The sequence below is a fragment of the Marinobacter salarius genome (assembly GCF_032922745.1).
Taxonomy (GTDB): Bacteria; Pseudomonadota; Gammaproteobacteria; order Pseudomonadales; family Oleiphilaceae; genus Marinobacter.
Genome location: NZ_CP136693.1, coordinates 1897900 through 1922204 on the forward strand (window position 1 = coordinate 1897900; position 24305 = coordinate 1922204).

A 24305-nucleotide genomic window follows, 5' to 3' on the forward strand; every position below is an offset into this window, starting at 1 on the left:
GTCAGCGGCGCCGATGGCGTAGAGGGTCTCTGTGGTTTCTTCGGTTAGGCAGACGATGCGTTGGGGATAGTTCATGGGGGCACTATACCGTGAAAGTGGGGCTTGACCACTCATGCAAATCGGCATGATCGCAGACACCCACAGCAAAATGCGCCCTGGCATTTACTCGTAGACGTCCCGCAGGGAAAGCAGCTCAAAGTCCGGGGTAACGCCCAACCCGGGTCGATCACTGAGCCACATGCGGCCATTGGCGACTTCCGGGGCGCCTGTGGCGAGTTGCACTGTGTTGTAGTTGTGCAAATCGGTGGTGTTTAACAAGGCTCTGGGGGGTGTGCTGGCGGCCAGATGCGCATAAGCCGCCGTCGCAATTCCACTGCCCCAGGCGTCTTCTACGGTCATGGGTATGCCGGCATCTGCACAGACGTCGCGAATGATCCGGGAGGGCGTCAACCCACCGAATTTGCTGACCTTGAGGGCAATGGCATCCATGGCGTCGTCCCTGATGCCGCGCTGGAGCTCATTCAGGGTGTTGAAAGCTTCGTCCAGTTTGATCGAATGCCTGGCACGGCGCCGGACCGACAGGCACTCTTCGTAGCTGCGGCAGGGCTGTTCCAGGTAAATATCCACATCCTCGACGGCTTTTGAAAAACGCAGCGCCTCGTCGCGCCGCCAGGCGGCGTTGATATCGCCGATCCAGAGCTCATCCGCCTTTTTGAGTTTGTTAAGCCTGCGAACCAGGTCAATGTCTTCTTCAACCTCATGACCCAGCTTAATTTGAATGTGGCGGAACCCCTCGTCGCGGTAACGTCGTAGTGATTCTTCCATTTCCTCTGGCTCGGCCAGTGGCACAATCCGGTGCAAGGGCATGGAGGGCGATTGAAGCCCGCCAAGCAAGGTGAATACCGGAAGCCCGGACACCTTGCCCAGGAGGTCCCAGCAGGCAATATCGATGGCCGCTTTGGCAACCGCCTGGCCGGTAAGGGCCTGATTCATCCGTTCCTGGATGACTGACACTTGCCGCGGGTCCTGGCCGAGTATTTCAGGAGCGAGCAGGGACAGGCAGGAGGGAAGGCCCTCGGCAAACGCCGGCATGTAGTTGGGGCCGCAGGGGCACACCTCGCCAAAGCCTTCGAGGCCTGTGTCTGTTGAAAGTACAACCACCGTTGTTTCGAAAGCCTGATGAGAGCGGCCACCAGCGAAGGCATAGGCTTTTCCAGTATATTCCAGGCTCGCCGTGTATACGGCCATTCGCTCGATACGCATAGACCACTCTGCTCTGTACCCATCCCTGATCAAGTAAATCTAGTTCAGCTATGTGGGGATAGATAGCAGAGCCGGTCGCCTTGAATGTCACGTTTGGCGACAAACGCTTCGGCGGGAGCCTAGTCCTCGTAAATCATCTTCCGCGTCATGCCGCCATCGATCACGAAGTTCTGACCGGTCACAAAGCTTGCGTCCGGCGACACCAGGTAGGCCACCATAGCCGCCACGTCCTCGGGTTTGCCGACACGCCCACTGGGGTTGCGTATTCCAGACCAAGGTTGCCACTGATTCCAGACGAAGTCTGCCACCCATTCCACGCGAAAGCTGCCACTAATTCCACGGCAAAGCTGCCACCCCAGCAGACTGCCTGAAGCTCCATCAAAATCGTCCGGCGCGGGATTACTTAACGGTACTCTGACCCTTTTCATCCGGAGATGGGCCAGATGCCAGCGAAGAGGTTATCCATGCGTAAAATCAAAGAAGTCCTTCGCCTCAAGTGGGAGCGAGGGCTGAGCAACCGCCAGATTGCGGCGGCCTGTGGCGTTAGCCGCCCCACCGTAAGCGACTACCTGCGCCGCACGGTTGAGGCCGGTCTGAGCTGGCCGTTGCCAGCGGATATGGATGAGGCCCACCTGGAGCGGTTGCTGTTCCCGCCGCCACCGGACCTGCCGGCACAGGCCAGAGGTATACCCGACTGGCAACACATCCGTGACGAACTCACGGGCAAGAACGTCACCCTGTTCCTGCTCTGGCAGGAGTACCGGCAAGCCAACCCGGACGGTTATCAGTACAGCTGGTTCTGCGAGCACTACCGGGCCTGGCGGGGCAAGCTGGACCTGGTGATGCGCCAGGACCATCGGGCCGGTGAGAAGCTGTTTGTGGACTACGCTGGCCAGACCGTGCCCGTCATTGACCGCACCACCGGAGAGATCCACGAGGCACAAGTCTTTGTCGCGGTGATGGGTGCATCCAATTACACCTACGCCGAAGCCACCTGGAGCCAGACATTGCCGGACTGGGTCGGCTCCCACATCCGGACCTTCGAGTTCCTGGGCGGAGTGCCGGAACTGGTGGTTCCGGACAACCTCCGCTCCGGCGTCAGCAAGGCCCATCGCTACGAGCCGGATCTCAACCCAACCTATCAGGACATGGCCGCCCATTATGGCGTGGCCGTTGTCCCGACAAGAGTTCGTAAGCCCCGTGACAAAGCCAAGGTGGAAGGCGGTGTATTGATCGTCGAGCGCTGGATCCTGGCAGCCCTGCGCCACCGTCAGCACTTCTCCCTAGGTCAACTCAACGCCACCATCCGTGAGCTACTGGAGAAGCTCAACAGCCGCCCCTTCCGCAAGTTGCCCGGCTGTCGGCGTGACCACTTCGAACAGCTGGATCAACCGGTTCTACAGCCGTTGCCGGCAGAGCCGTATGTCTACGCAGAGTGGAAGAAGGCTCGGGTGCATATCGACTACCACGTGGCCATCGACGGTCACTACTACTCAGTGCCCTACACACTGATCAAGAAAGAGGTGGAGGTTCGCATCACCCACAACACCATCGAATGCTTTTACCGGGGCAACCGTGTCGCCAGTCACCGGCGTTCCGATCAGAAAGGGCGACACACCACGATTGCTACCCATATGCCCGAGTCCCATCGCCAGGCGGGCGAGTGGTCGCCGGAACGGCTCATCGCCTGGGCGGCCAAAACCGGACCGGCGACGGAGAAGCTTATCCGCACCGCTCTGGGTGCCCGCAAACACCCTCAGCAGGCGTACCGCTCCTGTCTGGGCATTCTCCGGTTGGGGCAGAGCTACGGCGAGTCGCGGCTGGAGGCCGCCTGCCAGCGAGCCCTGATGCTGGGAAGCTGCCGCTACAAGAGCATTGAATCCATCCTCAAACACCGTCTGGATCAGCAGCCCCTGGAAGAGCAACAGGAACTGGCCTTGCCCGACACCCACGACAACATCCGTGGCCCCGCCTACTACCACTGAAGGATCTCTGACATGCTAAAACATCCCACACTGGACAAGCTCCACGCCCTCAAACTGACCGGCATGGCCGCCGCCCTGGCGGATCAGTCGGCCACCCCCGACATCACCGATCTGAGCTTCGAGGAACGCCTCGGGCTGCTGGTCGACCGGGAAATGACCGAGCGAGATAACCGGCGCATGACCAGCCGGTTGCGCCGGGCTAGGCTGCGACACACGGCCATCCTTGAAGACATCGATTACCGGAACTCACGGGGCCTGGATAAAGGGCTGGTGCAATCACTGGCCGGCTGCCAATGGGTAAAAGAGCACCTGAACGTGCTCATCACCGGTCCCACCGGGGTTGGCAAAACCTGGCTGGCCTGTGCACTGGCACACAAGGCCTGCCGGGAAGGCTACACCGCCCAGTACGTCCGCCTGACCCGACTGCTACGGGAGCTGACCATTGCCAAGGGCGATGGCCAGTACGCCAAACTCCTGACCAACCTCGCCAAAGTCGACGTCCTGATCCTAGACGACTGGGGGCTGATGAAACTGAGCGCGGAGAACCGGAGAGACTTGCTGGAGGTGCTGGAAGACCGACATGGCCGGCGTTCCACCATGGCCACTAGCCAATTACCTATCGAGGAATGGCATGGCGTAATCGGTGACGCCACTCTGGCAGACGCCATTCTGGACCGGCTCGTTCACAACGCCTACAAGATCAACCTGCGGGGCGAGTCCATGCGAAAACAAAAGGCAAAGTTGACGGCCACCGAGACTTCGGAGTAAGAAGAGAAACCCCGCGTCGCTACGCTCCGATGGGTGGCAGCCTTGCTCCGATCCGGGTGGCAGGCTTCACGTGGAATGGGTGGCAACCTTCAGCGGTTTACGCACGCAATCAGGCTGGTTCGCCAGTTTGAGCAAAACCAGCCAGTCTCCACATAAGGCCATCGAGCGCTAAACGGAACACGAATTAATGGCTAATGGACAGTTTCGGCAGCTTCACGTGGAAGAAGGACTTGATTTTGGCTTTGAGTGACACTGCCATCTGCGCGATATATTCGCTACGTTCCTGCGATGCAAGCTTTGTGTAGTAATCAATGTCGATAGTGCCCTGTTCGTTCAGTTTCGGAGCCTGATAAGTCATGGTGGTGTGTCCTGGTTCGATAAGTGAGTATCTTCTACAGGACTTATGGTAATGAGTACGAGGCTCTTGAAAAAGCGATCCTTTCTCATCAGACTGATGAATTAATCTCATCAGTCGAGCGAAGTTATGCGCCACCTGCCACCTCTGAATGCGCTTCGGGTATTTGAATCAGCGGCTAGACACCGCAGCTTTGTCGCAGCTGGCAAGGAACTTTTCGTGACGTCATCGGCGGTCAGTCATCAGGTGAAGACACTTGAAGAATATTTAGGGCTTTCACTGTTTGATCGAAGCAGGCGAGCGGTGACGTTAACCCCTGAAGGCGAGCAATATCTCTCATCGGTCAGGCATGCGTTCGATGAGATTGAAATGGCCACCCAACGACTGACCGCGAACCAGGAATCCAACGTGGTCAAGATCAGTGTTGCCCCCAACTTCCTAACCCGCTGGCTGATGCCACGCATGGCTCGATTCCAGGCCCTATACCCGGATATTGAGCTGGAAATTAATGCGTCCATGGGGCTGCTGGATTTCGATCGCACCAGTACCGATATGGCGGTTTATTTCGGGAATGGTGAATGGGACGATATTGAAGTGCATTTCCTGCGCAAAGTTATGCTGGTTCCGGTGTGTAGCCCGCGACTACTGGACGGTGAGTTGCCGCTGGAGAAGCCTGAAGACTTGGCTAAACACACTCTGATTTATGTCAGCAAACGGAAGTGGGAGTGGGAGAATTGGCTGCAACAATCAGGCGTGGATTTTATATCCGCCCGGGGCAGCTTACAGATGTCCAGCGGGCAACTTGCCACGGCGGCGGCGCAAGAGGGCCTTGGAGTGGCGCTGGCTGATAGCACCCTGACGTCCCGTGAGATTAAATCGGGGAAGTTGGTGGTGCCTTTCGACATCCAGTTGGATACGAATCGGGCCTTCTATCTGGTCTACCGCAAGCAACGTCCGCTGACCATCGGAATGAAAGCCTTCAAGGAGTGGCTGATGAACGAGATTTAGGGAGCCCTCGGGCCTGATTCTGGGAGGAAAACCGGGACAAAAACGGCCTAAACTCGGGGCGGCTCAGATGAATGTCCAGGCCAAGACCCGCGTAATCTTATTTCCCTGCTTCATCTCAATTTCCCTTATATCGACTGCACCAAGCTTACGAATTAACTTCTTTGCGGGCTTAACATTGTCGGCTTTTGAAACCAGGCTGGTAAACCAGCGACATTGAGTTGAATACGCCTGGCTTTCTCTTATCAGCTTTTTCAGAAACAGCTGCTCACCCCCCTTGCACCAAAGCTCTGCTCCCAGACCACCAAAATTCAGAGTAGGGGATTCGGATTTTGTTTTTTGTTCACCGCGACTGCGAGCAAGGTTATTGAGTTTTAGCCGGCTACCTTTCATCGCGTCATCGAGAGATGCATGGAAAGGCGGGTTGCATACGCTGACGTCAAAGAACTCACCAGCTTGGATGATCCCTTCGAACATGTGGTTTTTATCGTGCTGGGTGCGGAGCGTGAAGCGACCTTGGAGTGCGGGGTTGTTGGTGATGATTGTGGCTACGTTCGCAAGCGACTCCGTATTGATGTCGCTACCGACACACTGCCAGCCGTAAATTTGGCAGGCCAGTAGCGGGTAGATGCCATTGGCTCCCGTCCCTATATCCAGCAGCTTGATGCTGGGCTGATCAAGCCCGGGCAAGTCAGCGATGTAATGGATATAGTCGGCCCTGCCCGGGATTGGAGGGCAAAGTGCCCCGTCCGGAATGTCCCAAGCGACAATGTTGTAGTATCGGTTTAATAACGCGGCGTTGAGAGTTTTTACTGCCAATGGGTCTGCGAAATCGATGGAAAGGTTGCCATGAGGGGTCGTTTTCACATGGGGGTCTAGTGCCGGGTGGGTTTCTACGAGAGCTGGGAGGTCATAGCCCTGATTGTGCAGATTCCTCGGGTGTAGATCCTTGCGAGCAGGCTTTGTGGAAATCGGAACAGGATTATTTTTTTGGTTCATAAGCAGGGGGAAACTGTGACAGACCTGTTTTTCGGGGCTTTCGCGTAGGTTCTCTGTTTAGATGAATTGCGAACAGGCGTTTACGAAAGTCATCGGATGGCAAAGTTGCATGCTATCACTCAAACGGTTGTTACACATTTCTGCCAGTGAAATATGCACTCCAGAAATACATGTTCTAACCTGGTCGACAAGAGTGTTGGTTGTGAGGGTCAAGGTGTTCAGACTGAGCTTGCAGTGCATGAAGTACCCGAATCCGATGCAGCCGAAAAGTAGCGAGAGGAAGATATCTACGGTTTCCATGGGGTGAGGTCCTCCGGCTTTTCTTTCCTTACTCTATCAGCCCCGCCTGTCACCGTGGCAACGTAAGCCGCCACAGATCCGTTTTGCTCTAGGGAAGGTCTGAATAACTGCTGATATTTGCCGATCTTGGGTTTAACCGGCAAAAAATCGAAGATTCAGACACTATTTTCCCGTTAGTTGTGTGTTTCTTGCCCGATTCCCGCCATTTTGGCGAAAAACAGGCGCACTGGCCCTACGCCAGCATGTATTTTTCACCAATCAGCAGGTTGCTGAACGCGGCCAGCAAATGCAGCCGGTTGTTGTTCTTGGCTAGACCGCGATAGCGGACCTTGCTATAACCGAAGACCTGTTTAATGTACCGGAAGGGATGCTCCACTTTGGCACGAACACTGGCTTTGATTTTCTCGGCTTTCAGCTTGTCAGCATCCAGCTTCTTCCGGGTGCCAGGCCGTTTGGCAATGAACCAGGAGACGTTTTCACGGTGCTTATGCTCATCCCGCTTCTGAATGCCAAGGTACCCGGCATCGCCGAAGACCCGTTGCTCTTCACCGTGCAGCAGCTTGTCGGTGGGCACGATGTCGTGCACGTTGGCAGCGGTGGTATCGATGCTATGAATCAGGCCAAGCGTATCGTCGACACCAATGTGCATCTTCATGCCGAAGTGCCATTCGTTGCCCTTTCTGGTCTGGTGCATTTCAGGATCGCGCTTGCCAGTGCTGTTCTTGGTGGAGCTTGGAGCAGAAATAATGGTGGCATCTACGATGCTGCCTTCACGCAGCATCAGGCCGTTCTTCTCCAAGTGTTTATTCACCTCTTTAAACAGCGCCTTGCCAAGACCGTGCTGCTCCAGGAAATGCCGGAAGTTGAGAATGGTGGTCTCGTCCGGCAAGCGGTCCAGCTTCAGGCCAGCGAAGTGGCGCATGGATTCGATCTCGTAAAGAGCGTCTTCCATCGCCGGGTCGCTCAGGTTATAGAACAACTGCATGCAGTGAACTCGAAGCATGGCAGGCAGCGGATACGGAGGCCGACCGTTCTGACCCTTGGGGTAATAACGGGCTACCTTCTTCTCCAACTGCTTCCACGGAATCAGCTTGTCCATCCGTTCCAGAAAGATCTCGCGACGCGTCTTGCGCTTCTTGGTCTGGTACTCAGCTTCGGAGAAAGTGATCTGATCCATGGTGGCAACGAATCCTATGCGGTTGGCGATGGCCATATTATCGCTGATTTTGAGACTTATTCAGAGTCTCCCTAGGCCTTTACGCAGACAAACAGAGCATTGCCAGACTGCCCGTCCCAGGGCTCTATCTTGCCGTAGTCGTGCTCGAATATATGCACCTCGAAATAAGGCTCCAGCAGTTGTGCCAGATCCTCGAAGCCCAACGCCACCATGGGATGCTCGTCTTTCCAGGTTTCGCTGACATTGTGGGTGGTTTTTTTAATGCGCAGCTTGAGTGACTGCTGCTCGCCCTGGCCGTGGTAGTGCCAGCCCGAGCTGAAGGTGAAGGCTCCATCCTGGTGCTCTGCGGTATGGGTTACGAACAGGTTGTTGTCGATTTTGTTCTTGTCCACCGCGTTGAAGCAGAAAACACCCTTGGCCTGCAGGGCATTGTGAACGCTGGTGATGCAGGATGTCAGGCGGTCGATGTCACTGTTGTAGTGAATGGAATACAACAGGCAGGTGATCAGATCGAAAGGCTGGTCAAAGGCAAAACGGCCAATGTCTCCCAGGGTGAAACTGGCTTCAGGGCAGCGCACTTTCGCTTTATCCAGCATGGGCTGGTTGATGTCCAGGCCCTGGCTCTGGTAGCCAGAGTCGAGGAAATGCCGAATGTGGGGGCCGGTTCCACAGGCCAGGTCCAGATGCTGGCGACCGCCGTTTCCAAACAACTGGTTAAGCCTGCGTACAGCGCTGCTTTGTTCCGGGTAGTCGATGTCGGCACACATCAGGTCGTAATAACCGGAGAGGTCGGTGTAGAGCTTGATGGACGGTTGCATGACGACTCACTGGGCGGGCGGGGTAGGCAGCTGTCCGGCAGTATAGCAAACCGTATTCGCTAATGGGGGGATCGGCCCGTTGAATCCCGATTGTCTATACTTCTTGGGAGAGTATTAAGAAGGAGGAACTATGATGCGGTATTTCGCGGTTATGTTATTCACGGTTTTTCTTGCGGGCAATGCGCTTGGTAGTCAATGCCCGACGCTGATAAAACAGATTGATCACCAACTGCAGTCAGCGCAATTGGACATTGAGGCTGAGGCCAAGGTCAAAGAGCTCCGGGAACGGGGTGAATCGCTCCACAATCAGGGTAAACATTCCGAGGCGGTGATTGCGCTAAAAAAGGCGATCGATGAACTGGACGCTGCGTTGTAGGTGGTTGGCGTCTCGGCAACGGAGTTAGTCTGTGGTGGACCATCTGGCAGCTTCCATCTTGAAGCGGATGGCACCACCGGCCGACCCCGCAAGCAATCATAGCCATTGTCCTCTATACCCTCGGAGAAAACCGGAAAATCGCATATAACCGGGACAAATCTATTTTCTCGGCTTCTCCCTCTATTTTTCCTACCCCTGCTGAGACGGATTCTTCATATCCATATAGCACCCGCATATAGCCCATAATTGCACCAGATTCCCCGAAGCCTTGTGGCACAAGGCTTATGGAAGTTTAACCCTAGGTTCCTAACAAACTTATCCACAGCTTCTGTGAGTAAAGTACGTGGCAATACCGGTTTACCAACGAGCCGGTACTGACCAGAATCCTTGCCCTTACGTTTTTGAATGCCTGCTCACTAACGGACGAAGGTATAACGGGAGCCTCCATGAAAGCTGTACTTGATGCCTATCTGAATACTTCGCTGGTGCTGCGCATTGGTATTGCGCTTGTTCTTGGTCTGGTTGTAGGACTGGTGGGCGGGCCCGCGGTGGCCGAATGGCTGGATCCATTGGGGGAGTTGCTGCTTCGGTTGCTGAAGTTCCTGGTTGTGCCGATTGTCCTGTTAACTCTGATGGTGGGAATCAATCAGGCCAATCTTGGCAGTATGGGGCGTGTGGGCCGGAAGATGCTGGGCTTTTATGTGCTGACCTCGGCGTTGGCGATCACGGTGGGGCTGGGTGTAGCGTCTGCTTTCTCGCCTGGCAGCGGCCTGGAATTGACGTCTTCGGAAAGTGTCGAAGTGCCGGAGAATCCGGGCTTTATCCAGGTACTTCTGAACATTGTTCCCACCAACATGGTTGAGGCATTCGCCGAGCCGAACCTGCTGGGGATTATCTTCACCGCGATTGTTTTTGGTATTGCACTGTTGAAGCTGCGGGAGTCAAAGGCTCACGGCGAAGTTGCTGAGCGGGTGTATGGCGTGGTTTCTGGCCTGAATGAGGTCACCATGAAGGTGATGGCCGGGGTGCTCCAGTATGTTCCGATTGGTGTGTTTGCGATTGTGGCCAGCACTGCAGGTGAGCAGGGCATGAACACGATACTGGCCCTCGGGGATATGGTCATGGTGTTGTACATCGCCCTGGCGGTACAGCTGGTGGTCTACGGGGTTCTTATGCGTTTAAATGGCGTTAACCTTATGGACTTTGTTCGTGAGGCCCGGGCTCCGGTCGCCACGGCCTTTGCCACCCAGAGCAGCTCCGGAACGCTGCCCTTAACCTTGAACGCGGCTCGGCGTTTGGGTGTTCCCCAGAGTATCTATGGCTTCAGCCTGCCGCTGGGCGCGACCATCAATATGGACGGGGCCGGCATCCGCATTGCCATTTCTGCCGCCTTTGCCGCCAATGTGATAGGGGTGCCCCTGGACTTTGTCACTATGCTGGAGATCGTTCTGATCGGCACCCTGGCCTCCATCGGTACGGCCGGTGTGCCGGGCGCTGGTATCGTGATGATTGCTACGGTGTTTGCCCAGGTGGGCCTGCCCATTGAAACCGTAGCGCTGCTGGTGTCCATCGATGCCCTTGTGGGTATGGGGGCCACGGCCATGAATGTCACCGGGGATCTGGTGTGCACTTCGGTGATTGCCCGTTCTGAGGATAAATATGAGGCGGCAGAGGCAGGCTCAAGCCAGGCGGTGCCGCAGGAACAGTTGTCCTAGGGGGCAGCGTGTCAGCGGGAGCCGAGTATCGGCTGACTCACATTGATGCGGCCCCTTTCATGCTGGTCATCTGAGCGATATAGGCGGTGATAAAGGCAGTTTCCTGAAACACCTTCAAACCCGTGTCGGCGAACGCAATGGGCAGCGGGTTGGATGTCAGGGTAGATTTGATCATTGCCGGGGGCAGCAAGGTCACGGTTAACTCAGTATCGGTGATCAGTTGAATGGCCGCTTCCAATTTGAAGCTGATGGCACCGCCGGCAAACTTGCCTTTCGGCATCCGCTCTTTGATCGCGACACGGGTGACCCCGTACTCGGCCATTAACTCCGCAAAGGCCGCCTGGAACCGCTTCAGGTCTTCACGGCTATGATTTTTCGGCAGTGACAGTTTGCGCACCTTGCACTCCGGCAGGTTGAACTGCCCTCTGTCCATATTCAGCAAACACACCACCGCATCGCTGCCCGTCAGTTCAACTCCGCATACAATCATAGCCATTGTCCTCTGTGCTCCGGTTGTGATCAGCCACGAATGACTTTACCAGCATGCACTTGTCCGATGTGGTTCTCTATGGCGAAGGACGATCATTCTCAGTAGCGTCGAGCCTGACCGTATAGCCACAGGCGGCAGCATACTTATTGAGAGTCCTCCAGCTAGGATTACTTTTGCCACGCTCAAGTCTGGAAATGTTGCTTTTGTTTGTCCCAAGTTTCTTCGCGACATCTTCCTGTGTAAGACCTGCTTTCGTCCTCATTGTGATCAATTGATCAATCAGGCTAAACTCTTCCTCAAGAGCATCATACTCTTTGCGAACTTCGGGGTTTTCCAGTGCCTTTTGCTTAAATTCTTTAAAGTTCATCGCTTTTTGACCTCCTTCAAACGCTCTTTCGCGAGCTCCAGGTCTTTCTTTGGTATTTTCTGATCCTTCTTCACAAACACATGCAGGATGACGATTCGTTTACCCTGCATGTAGCAGAAGAATCCTCTTCCAATTCCCTCTTTTGCCTTTGCTCGGAGCTCGAAAAGCTCATCACCCAGTGACTTAGTGTGAGGCTCTCCAAGGTTAGCTCCGTGTTTCGTCATCAATTCCATCAACCGGATCATTCGTGCTTGAATCTTGGTCGGCATCCGGGCCAGCTCTTGATCTACTTTCCCGTAGAGTTCAATTTCCCAATCCATGGGTGCTCCTTTCAATTTTAGGTTATCATATACGACAACATGGGTGGGTGGGAAATATGCTGGCGAGGGTGTGCCTATTTAGGTGCAATTGCTCGTTCGTTCAGTTGCTGGAGCAAGGCTTGCCGCTGGGCGCTTTTATTGTATATTTGGCCGGCGAGTTCCAGCGTGAACATTCGCATGTAGTCTGGGACAGTGGCTGCAATTTATGGCTTACTCCAGCTTTCTCGGCTAGCCATACTGCTTTCCCTGGATGCTGTTAGTACTATTCGCCAACGATATCACTATTGTGTGTGGGTTCGGAAAGGGGAAGTGGATTGAATCAGAAAGGATTACTCACCGCCTGGAATGATGCCAAGGGGTTTGGCTTCATCACGCCGGAAGGCGGCGGTGAACGGGTCTTTGCCCATATCAGCAGTTACGCAGGCAGTGGCCGGCCGTCTTCCAATCGCAAGGTGACTTACAGCCTCACGAAGGACGGTCAGGGCCGGCTGAGGGCAGGGCAGTTTCAGTACGCCGGAGCGGCAAAGGTTGGTGCCAGCATTGCGCCGGGAGTCTGGGCGGCCGCGGCGGTTGTGATGGCGTCGTTTGCCACGCTGGCTGTCTTGTTCCATCGAGGTTATCTGCCGGTCTCGATCCTGGCTGCCTACGGTGGAGTGAGTCTGGTGTTGTTTGTGATGTACTGGATCGATAAGCGGGCGGCACAGCGGGGTGGCCAGCGCATCGCGGAGAAAACGCTACACTTGTTCGAGCTTTGCTGCGGTTGGCCCGGTGCGCTGTTGGCCCAGCAGGTTTTTCGGCATAAGACGCGAAAGGGCAGTTATCAGTTTGTTTTCTGGCTGGCGGTGCTGGCCAATCTGGGTGCTCTGGGGTGGCTGCTGTTGGCTCCGGAGGCGATGAGTTGGCGGCAACAATTGGGCTTTGATTTGTCGAAGTCTTTGCGGCCGCTTGTCTGGAGCCCGAAATGATTAAGCCGAGTTGCTACAGCTGTCGGAAAAAATTTGAGCCGTCAGAACTGAGGCTTTCCTACTCAAAAAACTACTGTGAGGGCTGCGGCGTTGGGCTGTTTGGTGACGAATACTTTCGTTTCGCCAGAAAGCCCGCCCCAACGGCCCGGAAGAACCTGGCTGTTCATGTGGCCGTGCTTCTTTCTGTGGTTGCCGGCTTGTCGTTATGGCTTTTGATGGGTAGGGCGTGACGGCCCCAGTCTATTCGTAGACATCCCGCAAGGACAGTAAGGCAAAGTCTGGTACAACGCCGAGGCCGGGCCGGTCACTGAGCCACATTCGGCCGTCCGCCGCTTCCGGGGCGCCTGTGGCAAGCTGCACTGTGTTGTAGTTGTGCAAGTCGGTGGTGTTCAGCAAGGCTCTGGGGGAGGTGCTGGCGGCGAGGTGCGCATAGGCAGCCGTCGCGATGCCACTGCCCCAGGCGTCTTCAATGGTCATGGGGATGCCGGCGTCGGCACACACATCCCGAATGATCCGGGAGGGCGTTAGCCCACCGAACTTGCTGACTTTCAAGGCAATCGCGTCCATAGCATCGTCTCTGAGTCCACGCTGAACCTCGCTCAAGGTGTTGAACGCTTCATCCAGTTTGATCACATGCTTGGCACGCCGCCTGACCGACAGGCACTCGTCGTAACTGCGGCAGGGTTGCTCAAGGTAGATATCCACATCCTCAATGGCCTTTGAAAATCGCAGTGCCTGATCGCGCCGCCAGGCGCCATTGATATCGCCCACCCAGAGTTCATCCGGTTGTTTGAGTTTTCTGAGCCTGCGAATCAGGTCGATGTCTTCGTCCACCTCATGGCCCAGTTTGATCTGGATGTGCCGAAAACCCTCGGCGCGATAACGGCGAAGCGACTCTTCCATTTCTGCGGGTTCGGCCAGTGGGACAATTCGATGCAGGGGCATGGACGGTGATTGAAGACCGCCAAGCAGCGTATAAACAGGAAGCCCGCACGCCTTGCCCAGGAGATCCCAGCAGGCAATATCGATGGCCGCCTTGGCGACAGCCTGGCCGGTGAGCGCCTGACTCATTCGTTCCTGAATTACCGACACTTGCCGTGGGTCCTGGCCGAGTACCTCAGGTGCCAACACTGACAGGCAGGAAGGAAGGCCCTCGGCAAAAGCCGCCATGTAGTTGGGGCCGCAGGGGCACACCTCACCATAGCCCTCCAGTCCCGTGTCTGTTGAGAGGGCAACAACCGTTGTTTCGAAGACCTGATGGGAGCGGCCGCCAGCAAAGGCATAGGCTTTCCCGGTGTATTCCAGATTCGCCGTGTAGACTGCCATTCGCTCGATTCGCATAAGCAACTCCGCCCGGAACCGTATACGACAACGTTAGTTCACCGGTGTACGAATAGATAGCGGCGCCAGCGGAATGCTGGCGCTTTCGTTAGATTCGGCGACTCATTCAGGAACAGCGACGTAACTTCCGTGCGGCGATCCCAAGCAGGCCAATCAGAAGCAATGGCAACGATGCCGGCGTGGGCACTTCGGCAGCGCCCCCGAAATTAAAGGTCTTCTGGTAGTTTCCGGCATTGACGGAGACATTGTCGATATAGCCAGTTTGGTCGGGAGTGAACGAGCCCAAGCCTAGACTGATACCGAACAGATTAGCTTCGCCAAAATCTGTATTCAGCTCCGTAAGCCAATCACCCAGGGTACGTAGTGGCGGACCACCAGCGCTGTTGGTTGCGCCAAAACCACCGGTGCTCCATAGCAGGCCGCTGTTAAAACTGACGGAGTAGTTAATCCACTCACCGTTCGGCACTGCAGAGCTTGAGCCTTCGGCTCCAGGCTGGTTCCAGTAGGGCTCGAAGATCAACTGGGTATAACCACCCTCATCTTGGGTTGGAGACGCATTTAAAAACTGCATTTTTAACGAAGGGGCGGGTTCAACAGCACCGGTACTGCCCTTGTACATCGAATAACTGAAGGAGGCGTTCGCACCAGAAAGATCATTAACAGTGCCAAAACCGCCGTCAGGACGAAGCTGAATTTCAGCGCGTGACGCATTTGTCGGCCCGGTCTGAAGTTTTACCGCCCCCGAGTTCAGGGGCGCATTGTTCTCCAGGTTACCGCCTTGTCCAGTCAGGTCTACAATTTCCGCCGTTCCATCAGCCGCCACGAGGGTTCTTTCCCATGGTTGGTTATCGAGGTCTGATACGGGTGTTGCTAGTGCCACCACAGGAAGTGCGCATATGAAGGTTGTTGCGAGGACGATATCTGTTTTTGTAGTTTGCCTAAACATACATGCTGCTCCTAACCCCGTCAGTTAATACTAAATATGTATATTTTATCGACGCTTAGGTGGGCGGAAGCGCAACGAATCCATGCGGCTTAACGGCAAGGAGCCTGGTTTATAGCGCTGCAGTCTTTGCTAGTATGGCTTCCTGTCCCATCCTGAAAACGATTAAGCCCCACAAAATGAACGTTCCCTTCAAGCTCCGGCCTTACCAGCAGGAAGCGGTCGACGCCACGCTGAATCATTTCCGCAGATCCGATGAGTCTGCGGTCATCGTGCTGCCAACCGGCGCCGGCAAAAGCCTGGTCATTGCCGAGCTGGCCCGTCTAGCCAAGCGTAAAATTCTGGTGCTGACCCACGTCAAAGAGCTTGTGGAGCAGAATCACGCCAAATACCAGAGTTATGGGTTGGCAGGCGGCATCTTCTCCGCTGGGCTGAAGCGTAAGGAAAGCCACCATCAGGTGACGTTTGCCAGTGTGCAGTCGGTATCGGCGAATCTGGATCAGTTCCGGGATGAATACTCGTTGGTCATCATCGATGAGTGCCATCGGGTCAGTGGTGATGAAACCAGTCAGTATCAACGGATCATCGAGTTGCTACGGCAACAGAATGACGCCCTCAAAGTGCTCGGGCTGACCGCTACGCCCTACCGTCTGGCCATGGGCTGGATCTATCGCTATCACTACCGGGGCTTTGTTCGCGGCTCTGGAGAGGATCAGGACAAACCCTTTCAGCACTGCATTTACGAACTGCCGTTGAGCTATATGATCAATCGAGGGTATCTCACCCGGCCCGAGTTGGTGAATGCGGCAGTGGCGCAATACGATTTCTCCGCGCTGGCTCGGGACCGCTTTGGCGAGTATGCCGAGAAGGACGTCAACCAGCTGCTGAGCAAACACAAGCGTGTGACCCGCGCGATCATTGAGCAGGTGATGGAACTGGCCGCTGAGCGCCAGGGAGTGATGATCTTTGCGGCCACGGTGGAGCATGCGAGGGAGATCACCGGTTATCTTCCTGAATATGAGACCGCTTTGGTAACTGGCGCGACCGATCAGAAAGATCGGGACATGCTGATTCAACGATTCAAACAGCGGCAGTTGAAGTACTTGGTGAACGTATCCGTGCTCACCACGGGCTTTGATGCACCCCATGTGGACGTTATCGCGATTCTTCGTCCTACCCAGTCGGTCAGCCTGTATCAGCAGATCGTGGGCCGCGGCCTTCGCCTGGATGAGGGCAAGCCGGATTGCCTGGTGATTGATTACGCGGGCAACCACGTGAATCTGCATCACCCGGAGGTGGGCGAGCCGCAACCGAACCCGGACAGTGAGCCGGTGCAGGTATTTTGCCCGGGCTGTGGCTTTGCCAATATCTTCTGGGGCAAAACAGACAGTGAAGGCCGTGTGATCGAGCACTACGGGCGCCGTTGTCAGGGGCTTCTGGAGACTGCGGACGGGGAGGAACCTGCCGCGCAGAACGGGCGCCCTCAACAGTGCGATTACCGCTTTCGCTTCAAGGAGTGCCCCCACTGCGGTGGCGAGAATGATATTGCAGCCCGCAACTGTCACCAATGCCAGAAAGCCATCATCGACCCGGATGATCAACTGAGAGACGCGCTGAAACTCAAGGATGCCATGGTGATCCGTTGCGCCGGGGTCACGTTGAGCGTTAACGAGAGTAAACTGAGGATGACCTACCACGGCGAGGATGGGGAAGAGCTCAGCGAGTCGTTTGATTTCAGCAAGCCAGCGCAGTGCACCGTCTTTAACAAACTGTTCGGGCGGCGTTTCGCGAATGGCCGAGCGCCGAAAACATTCAACAAGGCGAATGAGGTGCTTGAGAGTCAGGCCTTGTTGCCAGCGCCGGATTTTGTCATCGCCCGCAAGCAGAAGCACTATTGGCAAGTGCAGGAACGCGTTTTCGATTATCAGGGTAGTTATCGGAAGGCGAATGAGACCTGAGGACAGGTTCTTCTTTCCCTGTTCGTGATCCATGATCTCTACATGAATCTGCTGAACTCCCGCGCCGGTTACAGCGAGCGTTAGATGCCCCGAGCAGGATCTGACGAGTCCCTTCATGCCAGATCTTGACCATTGCGCCTATGACGCGGAAGCCCCTTTTCCCTTATATGAGTTGTCAAAGCTGATTGCCGGTGCGGACTTCGAGCAACTCAAATGTCAGTTTTCCTGTGGCGCTGTATTTCCGAAAGGCGCCGTTCTGCTTCATGATGGTCATGCATCTCAGGCGTCCTTTATCTTGAGCCATAGATAAGCAAACCGAATCCTGGTCGGTGACGCCGTAATAGCCCGTACCGGACCAGTTGCCGCCGACCAGCTCGCCCGAGATCACGTTATCCGTGCCGTAAAAGAAGTTGAAAATCTTTTCGCCGGCTTTGGCCCTCACTGTGTTGCCCACCACCAGCGCTTCGATTTCCTCCGAACTCAGTTGAACTGCTCCACTCTCGATGGCTGTCCGTTGCTCTGAGTCTGCCAGTGCGTGACCGGTCAATAGAAGATCAGTCAGCATCGCGGCGCACAGCAGGGCTGCCTTCGTCTTTAGGTTTGTCATGGTTGGTTTCCTTCTTTAATTGTTTGGGGAGCGCCATCCCGCTCTGTCTGGTAATTGCCACGTCGTTTGGATGGAACGGGCTACAGCCTGCATTATTCCTGGGAGAAGAAGGTGGCGCTTGAGGAATATCTGAGGAATATCTGAATAAGTCTGCGGATTATTTGCGTTTCCAATAGCTTGAGAGAGGTCGAGGTTTTACTAGGGGCAAAGTTGCCATGGGTGTAAATTTGAGTATGGATCTCTCAACAGGACGGTCGTAGTGTCATTAAACAGGGGATAGGCGCATGGCAGGGCAGGAGAGGCAGGATTCGCCTGATACAGTCTACAGGTTTGGCGATTATCTACTGGATCGCAATCGTGATGGCCTCTCGCGCAAGGGCGAGAAGTTGCACGTTGAACCTCAGGTCTTGTTGTTGCTTTGCTACCTTGTGGAGCATCGTCACCGGGTTGTCTCCAAGGGCGAGCTGATCGAAACGATCTGGCAGGGCCGGGTCATTTCCGACGCGGCACTCAACACGTGTATTCGTTCTGTACGGCGTGCCCTGGGTGATACCAGCGGCAGTCAGTATTACATCAAAACCTATCCTAAACGTGGATTCCGTTTTGTTGGCCCGGTTAACGAGAGTGGCCAGCGTGAGGCGGCCAAAAATGGGCCAGCCAGTGGGCGTGCAGGCACATCTCGAGCAGACGGAATACAGAATCGTCGGGCAATCGGTGCTGCCGTTTTATTGCTGCTGTTTTTGACTGGCGGATTCGCTTGGTGGGCCTGGACTGAACCTAATGATGACGCCACACTGGCACTGTCAGGAAAACCATCCATCGCCGTGCTTAAATTTGTCAATCTGAGCGACGATCCTGACCAGGTTTATTTTGTTGATGGTCTGGTTGAGGATCTGATCACAAGCATCTCCCTAAATCGGGAACTCTTTGTGATCTCACCGAACTCCACCTTTCGCTATGCTGCGGGAGACGTGGATGTGGATAAGATCGGGCGTGAGCTGGAGGTGGCCTATATTGTGCGGGGCAGTGTTCGACGGACGGACAATCGCGTGCGGATCAATGCCGAACTTATTGATGCTCGAACCGGTGCAACTGTCTGGTCGGAACGGTTTGATCGAGAGCTGGTCAATATCTTTGCCCTCCAAGATGAAATTAGTCGCGCCGTTGCCGGGCGTCTGGCCCCCGAAATTGTCACGGCGAAGGCCGAAGAAAGCAGGCGTATACCCACCAGTAGCCTGCGCGCCTGGGACCTCTATCTTCAAGCAAAGGCTTTGCAGGCAATTGTTATTGAAGAAAACCAAGAAGAGGCTATTCGTCTGGCTGGCCTTGCGATCCGGCGGGACCCAGAATTCGCGGCACCCCGAGCATTGATTGCAAAGGCTAGGGGCATTCAGTTTTTCCATGGGTGGACTACGAACCCTGAGCTGACGTTGGCGAAAGCGATCGAAAACGGTCGTGCGGCCATTCGCCTGGATGGTAAGGCCCCGGCTGGCTTTGCGGCGTTGGGTTACGTTTTCAGGCTCACTGGCGATGAAACCCGCGCGCTCGGCCACTTGGGAAGGGCAAAGCAGCTTAATCCCAACGATGCCGGCATACGGCTTGAACTGGCCCATACTCTAGACTGGTTTCGTTATCATAAGCGGGCACTTACCGAGATCGAGGAGGCCATCCGCCTAAGCCCCCTTGATCCACGGCTGGAAATGATGTTCTTCTATCACGCTCACATCCTATTTCATCTCGGCGATTATGCAGGCTCTCTGGCTGCGGCTGACAGGATGGCCGGGACACTTACCAACGATACCTGGCGTAAGTTCTATCATTTGATTCGCGCCGCGAATTTTGCGTTTATGGGGCGCAAAAATGAGGCGATGGTGGAGGTGCAAAGTGCACGGATAATTGCTCCCCAGCTGTCGATCGCTTCAATGAGAAAAAGGTTTGAAGGTGGGCACAATCACCCGGAAAATCGCAGGGTTTGGCTGGAAGCACTGCGCAAAGCGGGGATGCCGGTGAACTAAGCCTGCAGTCAGCGCCGCTGCCGGCTATAATGGCCTACCATTTGTCTTTGCAGAGAACCCTATGCCAATCGAAAAGAATCAGGTCGTCCTGTTTCACTACAGTGTCCGTGATGAAGAGGGCAACGAAGTTGAAAATTCCCGTGGCGGTCAGCCGAACGCGTATCTGCATGGCCATGGCGGCGTTATCCAGGGTCTGGAAGAAGCTCTGGAAGGTCGCGAGGCCGGCGATACGTTCAGCGTTACCGTCACTCCGGAAAAAGCCTACGGCCCGCGCAAGGCCGATGCCGTGCAGCGCGTGCCGGTCAAGCATTTGATGGGTGCCAAACGCTGGAAGCGGGGCATGATCGCCCAAGTGCAAACCGAGCAGGGCCCGCGCCATGTGGTCGTTGCCAAGGTCGGCCTCAAGTTTGCCGATGTCGACACCAACCATCCGATGGCCGGTAAAACCCTGACTTTCGATATCGAAGTGATCGAAGTACGCGCCGCCGATGCGGAAGAGATAGCGCACGGCCATGCGCATGGGCCGGGTGGGCATCACTGAAGGATTGGAGGCCTTGTTCCGACTTCGGTTCGAGGGGGGGCGATTAGGCACCGGGGCCGGCTCGACTTGATCTCGGCACGACAGCTGTGGCTGCGTGTCTTAAAAGTTCAGCACGTCGCTTTTACTACCGCCCCGAAGCCCAACAGCCACGGGCCAGGTCCATGGCCCGGTTGACTTCATCGGCAGGGATGTCGCCCGGCTCGCCTTTTTCTATCGGGTCATAGTGGAACACGTACAGTCGGGAGACGAACTCGGCTACCGGTAAGGAGGCTTCGCCGAAGAGTTCACCGTGGCCATGGGTGGAGGTGATGACGCCCTGGCCCCAGTTCTGCCCGCTATCGTTGTTGGGGTTGAAAAAGTAGACGCGCATGGTCTTGTCTGGATCCATGGCGAGCCGTTGGATGGTGATGGCGTGCCAGCCGAGAAAGCGCGTGGCGCTGTCGGTCACCGCGATACCGGCCGGCTGTGGATTGATCACGGGAATGTTGCCGTTATAGAACGGGTGATAGGCGGCGTAGAAATCCCGGATAAATCCTTCGAAGTCTTTCAGGCCGCCGGTAAAAACGTCTACGGCAATGCGAAATCCGTGGCCGACGTGGTCGCCGTGAAATTCGGCGTTGACCCATTTATGGGGATCCTCTCCGCGGCCAATACTGCGCCGCCCCATTTCAAAATAGATGCGGTCCAGATGCGGCACGGTCAGCAGGGATACGGCATCGACATCCACGGGCGGTTCGGTGGCCAGTCCGGTGCCAAGCTCTTTCGAAGAAATGCTGTTGCCTTCGAAGCGCATAACGATTTCATCGTCCCGCGCTGCCCAGGCAAGGATGCGCAGCAGTTCTGCCGGCATGTTGTACGCCCACATGGACAGGGCGCGGGTGGACTGGCAGGTCGGGTAGTTGCCCTGGCCCACGCCCAGTGGCCGCCCCAGCACGTTGAGTACGTCGGCAAGCAAAAAACATTCGGGGGAACGGCTGCTGCCGAAGACCGTCGCGATCTTCTCGGCTGCGGCGTCGCAGAGCGTCATGCGTATCTGGCGCCACAGGGATGGCGCTACCGGTGGCGAGTAGAGAATGCCCCGCTCCAGCATCATGGCCAGGCCGTAAGTGCATTGACTGGTTTCCGGAAACACGGCGTCGTCGATCAGGCGGTGAATCAGTGCAGGGTAGCAGTGGAATGCATCGGCACCGGTGTAGCTCAACCCGAGGGCTGTGGGGATCAGGGCGTTCCAGCGCCCGCGCAGGTAGCGTATGAACACCGGCATGTAGGCCGACACCAGGCCGGTGTTGTGCATGGCCTGGGCAAAGGCGATGGCTTCCTGCATCAGGGCGGCATCGTCCATGTCCGCCAGTCGTTCGGAATAGACTTCAAAACCGGGGTCTTCACGGCAACCTTCAGTGGGGCTGAATACGGCGTTGATCAGTTGCAGGGCGTCGTCGCCGACTTCTCCGCCCAGGGCGTCGGGTTTTTCCAGGCAGACGGCAATCTGGGTCACCATGTGCTTGACGCCCTCAACCTGCACCGGGCGCTGCTCCAGAATACGCCAGACTTCGGCCACCAGGTGCTCAAGCAGGTTTTCATATCCCAGATGCTGGAGCAGGTAGTGATACAGGTTCTGCACGGCATGGCCGAGCTGATCGGGCCGCAGCCGGTCGCTCTCCTGCAGGTCATCACTGACCACCAGGTCCAGGTTCATCGCCATCACCTGGGCGAGGAAATTATGGGCATGTTCCGCCGAGATAGAAGCGTGGACGTAGTCGCCTTTGGTGACCGCCAACAGGCGAACCTGACTCAGGCATTCGACCAGTGTTGCGGTGGGCTCCCCGTGGCGGACCGTACGCGCAGCCAGGGAAGGCACCAGTGTCTGGGGGTAGTCCCAATCGCTGCCACCAAAGAACCCGGCGGATTCAATGGCCGGAACGCGTTCGTAGATTGCGTCCAGCCCTTCGGGGCTGAGCATCAGGGGCCTTGCCGCATCAATTACTTCGAATACGGGCGAAACGCCCTCGATCGCGTTGATTGCAGCAAGGCGGCTAACGGCATCGTCAAATGCATTTACAAGTTCCGTTGGCGCGCGGCTGTTCTGGTTTTCGGTTTCTTTTTTTTGTCTGGCCATACAACCATCCTTGAGCCAACCTCGGACTGTGTCAACCTGGACTGTCGAAAACATCCGCGCCCACCGGTTGGCTGAAGCCAGGAACCTGTTGGTCCACCATTTCGGATAGGATCAATGGCTGATGATTGGTAAACAGGCTGACGTTAACCTACATATCATTATGAGCAAGAGATCCGATAAAGTGACGCCCACCCCCCCAACAAAAGAAGAGCAGACACCTGATGGCTGAATCCTTTGGTACCGAGCTGGTTGAACAGCTCCAGCGATATATTGGCGATGCCTTCCTGGCCGTGTCAGGTGAGGATTTGGACTGGGGCGCGCTTGTCGTACAGATGCTTGGCCAGTTGTTGGTCTCTGTAATCTATCTTGGGGTGTTTTTCGGGATCTATCTGGTGGTGACCGGTGCTATCCGGCTGGTCTTGGGCAAGCAGCGGGCCAAAACACCTCTGTTCCTCCAAGTGCGAAGCACTCTGCGCTATCTGGCTGGGTTAGGGGCGCTGGTCTTCATTCTTGCACAGTTCGGGACGTCTCCTGAGGTTCTCAAGGCGATGGCGAGGGCGGGCTTTATGGCCCTCGGTTTCTATGTGGCCTGGCTGGTTCTGGCACGCCTGATCAAGGACAGCATGGTGCGCTACAAAATGGATCCTTCGATTCGTCAGCTGGTCGAGAACCTGTTTTCGGTGGTCGTCTCAGCGCTGGCTGTGGTGACGGTGCTCGCCCAGTTCGGTTTCGATGTGGTTTCGATTGTGGCGGGGTTGGGGATCGTCGGTATCGCCGTTGGCTTTGCGGCGCAATCAACCCTCTCCAATTTCATTGCCGGTATCACCCTGCTGATTGAGAGGCCGTTCCGCATTGGTGATTGGGTGACCATCAACGGGCAAGACGGCAAAGTGGTCAAGATTGCCTTGCGCACCACCTGGCTGCGCACCCGGGATAATATCTTCGCGATGATTCCAAACGACAGTGTGGCGTCATCCGACATCATCAATTACAGCGCAGAAGGGGTCACCCGCCTGAATATCCCGGTGGGCATTGCTTACAAAGAATCCGCGAAGGCCGCGAGGGATGTGCTGATGCCGGTTCTGCTGACGCACCCTGAAGTTTTACAGGGTGCTGGTATGGAGCCCCGTGTTCTGCTTAAAAGCCTGGGCGATTCTTCAGTGAACCTTGAAGCCAAGGTGTGGATTACTCCCGATAATCTGGATGTGCAGCCCAGAATCATGGCTGATGTTCTGGAACAGATGAAAGAAGCGCTGGATGCCGCCGGCATTGAGATTCCTTTCCCTCATTTGCAACTGTTTATAGATGATGCAAAAGGGCTCAAGCCGGTTCTGGAGCCCCTCTACAGCAAGCGGGAAGCTAACGGATAACTCCTTGCCCCCTCCTCTCTCCCACGCCGGGTGACGTGAACCCTGTTATGACAATGGTGACACTCTCGTGACCATTCCGTGATGATCTGGTCGGCCCATGCAGCGCACTATTTATTCAGGCGGGAAACACATGCTGAATGGTTACCTGCCGCTCCGAACTCATAGATGAAAAGGAAACAGATATGAACACGATGCTAAACGGTGCCCGCATTGCAGCTCTCGCCGCCGCCTTCGCGACTTCAGGATTGGCCTATGCCGCTGAACCACCTGCCGGCTCCAGCGGTGCGGCGGTCTCTGGCAGCGATAAAGTGCATTGCTACGGGGTGAACTCCTGTAAGGGAACGGCCGACTGCAAAACCACCGAAAATGCCTGTAAAGGACAGAACGCGTGCAAGGCCCAAGGCTTCAAGGGGATGTCAGCAAGCGAATGCCTGTCGGAAGGTGGTGTGATTGGCGATCTGGGCTGAGTAGGCCAGATCAAATGTGTTTGTCCGGAGGCGCGTTCCGGCGC

At 55.8% G+C, this 24305-nt stretch carries 23 protein-coding genes and 1 pseudogene; 11 read left to right on the forward strand and 13 right to left on the reverse strand.

Annotation, left to right across the window (positions count from 1 at the left end; translation table 11 throughout):
• Nucleotides 1–162: 162 nt before the first annotated feature.
• Nucleotides 163–1263, reverse strand: coding sequence for a mandelate racemase/muconate lactonizing enzyme family protein (locus R1T46_RS08740; protein WP_317308018.1), 1101 nt, complete (start codon nt 1261–1263; stop codon nt 163–165).
• 119 nt (nt 1264–1382) lie between these two features.
• A pseudogene (locus tag R1T46_RS08745) lies at nt 1383–1520 on the reverse strand (SDR family oxidoreductase); the annotation flags it as partial.
• Between the two features lie 186 nt (nt 1521–1706).
• Between R1T46_RS08745 and istA the strand changes: the two are divergent.
• Both istA and istB read left to right on the forward strand, forming a co-directional pair.
• Nucleotides 1707–3248, forward strand: coding sequence for an IS21 family transposase (gene istA / locus R1T46_RS08750; protein ID WP_317305993.1), 1542 nt, complete (start codon nt 1707–1709; stop codon nt 3246–3248).
• A 12-nt stretch (nt 3249–3260) separates the two neighbouring features.
• The gene (istB, locus tag R1T46_RS08755) at nt 3261–4016 is read left to right on the forward strand and encodes an IS21-like element ISSpu5 family helper ATPase IstB (RefSeq protein ID WP_317305994.1); all 756 of its coding nucleotides are present in this window, start codon (nt 3261–3263) and stop codon (nt 4014–4016) included.
• A gap of 184 nt (nt 4017–4200) precedes the next feature.
• Here the strand turns inward: istB and R1T46_RS08760 are convergent, their stop codons facing one another.
• Nucleotides 4201–4374, reverse strand: coding sequence for an RSP_7527 family protein (locus tag R1T46_RS08760; protein ID WP_156105514.1), 174 nt, complete (start codon nt 4372–4374; stop codon nt 4201–4203).
• A gap of 126 nt (nt 4375–4500) precedes the next feature.
• On the opposite strand from R1T46_RS08760, the gene gcvA reads away from it, so the two are divergent.
• On the forward strand, nt 4501–5379 hold the full coding sequence (gene gcvA, locus R1T46_RS08765; RefSeq protein WP_288351984.1) for a transcriptional regulator GcvA: 879 nt from the start codon (nt 4501–4503) through the stop codon (nt 5377–5379).
• Between the two features lie 63 nt (nt 5380–5442).
• Here the strand turns inward: gcvA and rlmF are convergent, their stop codons facing one another.
• The 3 genes from rlmF to R1T46_RS08780 all read right to left on the reverse strand — a co-directional run bounded on the left by rlmF (nt 5443) and on the right by R1T46_RS08780 (nt 8670).
• A complete protein-coding gene (gene rlmF, locus R1T46_RS08770; RefSeq protein WP_317308019.1) occupies nt 5443–6375 on the reverse strand; it encodes a 23S rRNA (adenine(1618)-N(6))-methyltransferase RlmF in 933 nt (310 codons plus the stop codon).
• A 532-nt stretch (nt 6376–6907) separates the two neighbouring features.
• The gene (locus tag R1T46_RS08775) at nt 6908–7852 is read right to left on the reverse strand and encodes an IS5 family transposase (RefSeq protein WP_041657592.1); all 945 of its coding nucleotides are present in this window, start codon (nt 7850–7852) and stop codon (nt 6908–6910) included.
• 71 nt (nt 7853–7923) lie between these two features.
• On the reverse strand, nt 7924–8670 hold the full coding sequence (locus tag R1T46_RS08780) for a class I SAM-dependent methyltransferase (RefSeq protein ID WP_317308020.1): 747 nt from the start codon (nt 8668–8670) through the stop codon (nt 7924–7926).
• A gap of 130 nt (nt 8671–8800) precedes the next feature.
• On the opposite strand from R1T46_RS08780, the gene R1T46_RS08785 reads away from it, so the two are divergent.
• Both R1T46_RS08785 and R1T46_RS08790 read left to right on the forward strand, forming a co-directional pair.
• Nucleotides 8801–9046, forward strand: a complete 246-nt coding sequence (locus R1T46_RS08785) for a hypothetical protein (RefSeq protein ID WP_317308021.1) — start codon at nt 8801–8803, stop codon at nt 9044–9046.
• A gap of 446 nt (nt 9047–9492) precedes the next feature.
• The gene (locus R1T46_RS08790; RefSeq protein ID WP_317308022.1) at nt 9493–10761 is read left to right on the forward strand and encodes a dicarboxylate/amino acid:cation symporter; all 1269 of its coding nucleotides are present in this window, start codon (nt 9493–9495) and stop codon (nt 10759–10761) included.
• 37 nt (nt 10762–10798) lie between these two features.
• On the opposite strand, the gene R1T46_RS08795 is transcribed toward R1T46_RS08790, so the two are convergent.
• From R1T46_RS08795 to R1T46_RS08805, 3 genes are all read right to left on the reverse strand, one after another.
• A complete protein-coding gene (locus tag R1T46_RS08795) occupies nt 10799–11251 on the reverse strand; it encodes a DUF3010 family protein (RefSeq protein ID WP_317308284.1) in 453 nt (150 codons plus the stop codon).
• A 76-nt stretch (nt 11252–11327) separates the two neighbouring features.
• Nucleotides 11328–11618, reverse strand: a complete 291-nt coding sequence (locus tag R1T46_RS08800; RefSeq protein ID WP_317308023.1) for a helix-turn-helix transcriptional regulator — start codon at nt 11616–11618, stop codon at nt 11328–11330.
• Entirely contained in the window at nt 11615–11938 is a 324-nt protein-coding gene (locus R1T46_RS08805) for a type II toxin-antitoxin system RelE/ParE family toxin (protein ID WP_317308024.1), read from the reverse strand. The genes R1T46_RS08800 and R1T46_RS08805 overlap by 4 nt, the downstream gene beginning before the upstream one ends.
• Nucleotides 11939–12252: 314 nt before the next feature.
• On the opposite strand from R1T46_RS08805, the gene R1T46_RS08810 reads away from it, so the two are divergent.
• A complete protein-coding gene (locus R1T46_RS08810) occupies nt 12253–12903 on the forward strand; it encodes a cold shock and DUF1294 domain-containing protein (protein WP_317308025.1) in 651 nt (216 codons plus the stop codon).
• 240 nt (nt 12904–13143) lie between these two features.
• Here the strand turns inward: R1T46_RS08810 and R1T46_RS08815 are convergent, their stop codons facing one another.
• Both R1T46_RS08815 and R1T46_RS08820 read right to left on the reverse strand, forming a co-directional pair.
• Nucleotides 13144–14244, reverse strand: a complete 1101-nt coding sequence (locus tag R1T46_RS08815; protein ID WP_317308026.1) for a mandelate racemase/muconate lactonizing enzyme family protein — start codon at nt 14242–14244, stop codon at nt 13144–13146.
• 106 nt (nt 14245–14350) lie between these two features.
• Nucleotides 14351–15190 (reverse strand): hypothetical protein, encoded by an 840-nt coding sequence (locus R1T46_RS08820; RefSeq protein ID WP_317308027.1) that lies wholly within the window; start codon nt 15188–15190, stop codon nt 14351–14353.
• A 176-nt stretch (nt 15191–15366) separates the two neighbouring features.
• Here R1T46_RS08820 and R1T46_RS08825 point away from each other — a divergent pair, with 176 nt between their 5' ends.
• Complete coding sequence (locus tag R1T46_RS08825) at nt 15367–17145, forward strand: DEAD/DEAH box helicase (RefSeq protein ID WP_317308028.1); 1779 nt, start codon at nt 15367–15369, stop codon at nt 17143–17145.
• Nucleotides 17146–17320: 175 nt separating this feature from the next.
• Here the strand turns inward: R1T46_RS08825 and R1T46_RS08830 are convergent, their stop codons facing one another.
• Nucleotides 17321–17752: a hypothetical protein gene (locus tag R1T46_RS08830; RefSeq protein WP_305936619.1), complete on the reverse strand. Its 432-nt coding sequence runs from the start codon at nt 17750–17752 to the stop codon at nt 17321–17323.
• A 284-nt stretch (nt 17753–18036) separates the two neighbouring features.
• Here R1T46_RS08830 and R1T46_RS08835 point away from each other — a divergent pair, with 284 nt between their 5' ends.
• Both R1T46_RS08835 and R1T46_RS08840 read left to right on the forward strand, forming a co-directional pair.
• Nucleotides 18037–19767, forward strand: coding sequence for a winged helix-turn-helix domain-containing protein (locus tag R1T46_RS08835; RefSeq protein WP_317308029.1), 1731 nt, complete (start codon nt 18037–18039; stop codon nt 19765–19767).
• A 61-nt stretch (nt 19768–19828) separates the two neighbouring features.
• Nucleotides 19829–20308 carry a peptidylprolyl isomerase gene (locus R1T46_RS08840; RefSeq protein ID WP_317308030.1) on the forward strand — a complete coding sequence of 160 codons (480 nt, stop codon included), beginning with the start codon at nt 19829–19831 and terminating at the stop codon, nt 20306–20308.
• 124 nt (nt 20309–20432) lie between these two features.
• Here R1T46_RS08840 and R1T46_RS08845 read toward each other — a convergent pair whose 3' ends face one another.
• The gene (locus tag R1T46_RS08845) at nt 20433–22424 is read right to left on the reverse strand and encodes a hypothetical protein (protein WP_317308031.1); all 1992 of its coding nucleotides are present in this window, start codon (nt 22422–22424) and stop codon (nt 20433–20435) included.
• A gap of 221 nt (nt 22425–22645) precedes the next feature.
• On the opposite strand from R1T46_RS08845, the gene R1T46_RS08850 reads away from it, so the two are divergent.
• Nucleotides 22646–23794, forward strand: coding sequence for a mechanosensitive ion channel family protein (locus R1T46_RS08850; protein ID WP_213480127.1), 1149 nt, complete (start codon nt 22646–22648; stop codon nt 23792–23794).
• Nucleotides 23795–23976: 182 nt separating this feature from the next.
• Nucleotides 23977–24261, forward strand: a complete 285-nt coding sequence (locus R1T46_RS08855; RefSeq protein ID WP_040474347.1) for a hypothetical protein — start codon at nt 23977–23979, stop codon at nt 24259–24261.
• The last annotated feature ends 44 nt before the right edge of the window (nt 24262–24305 follow it).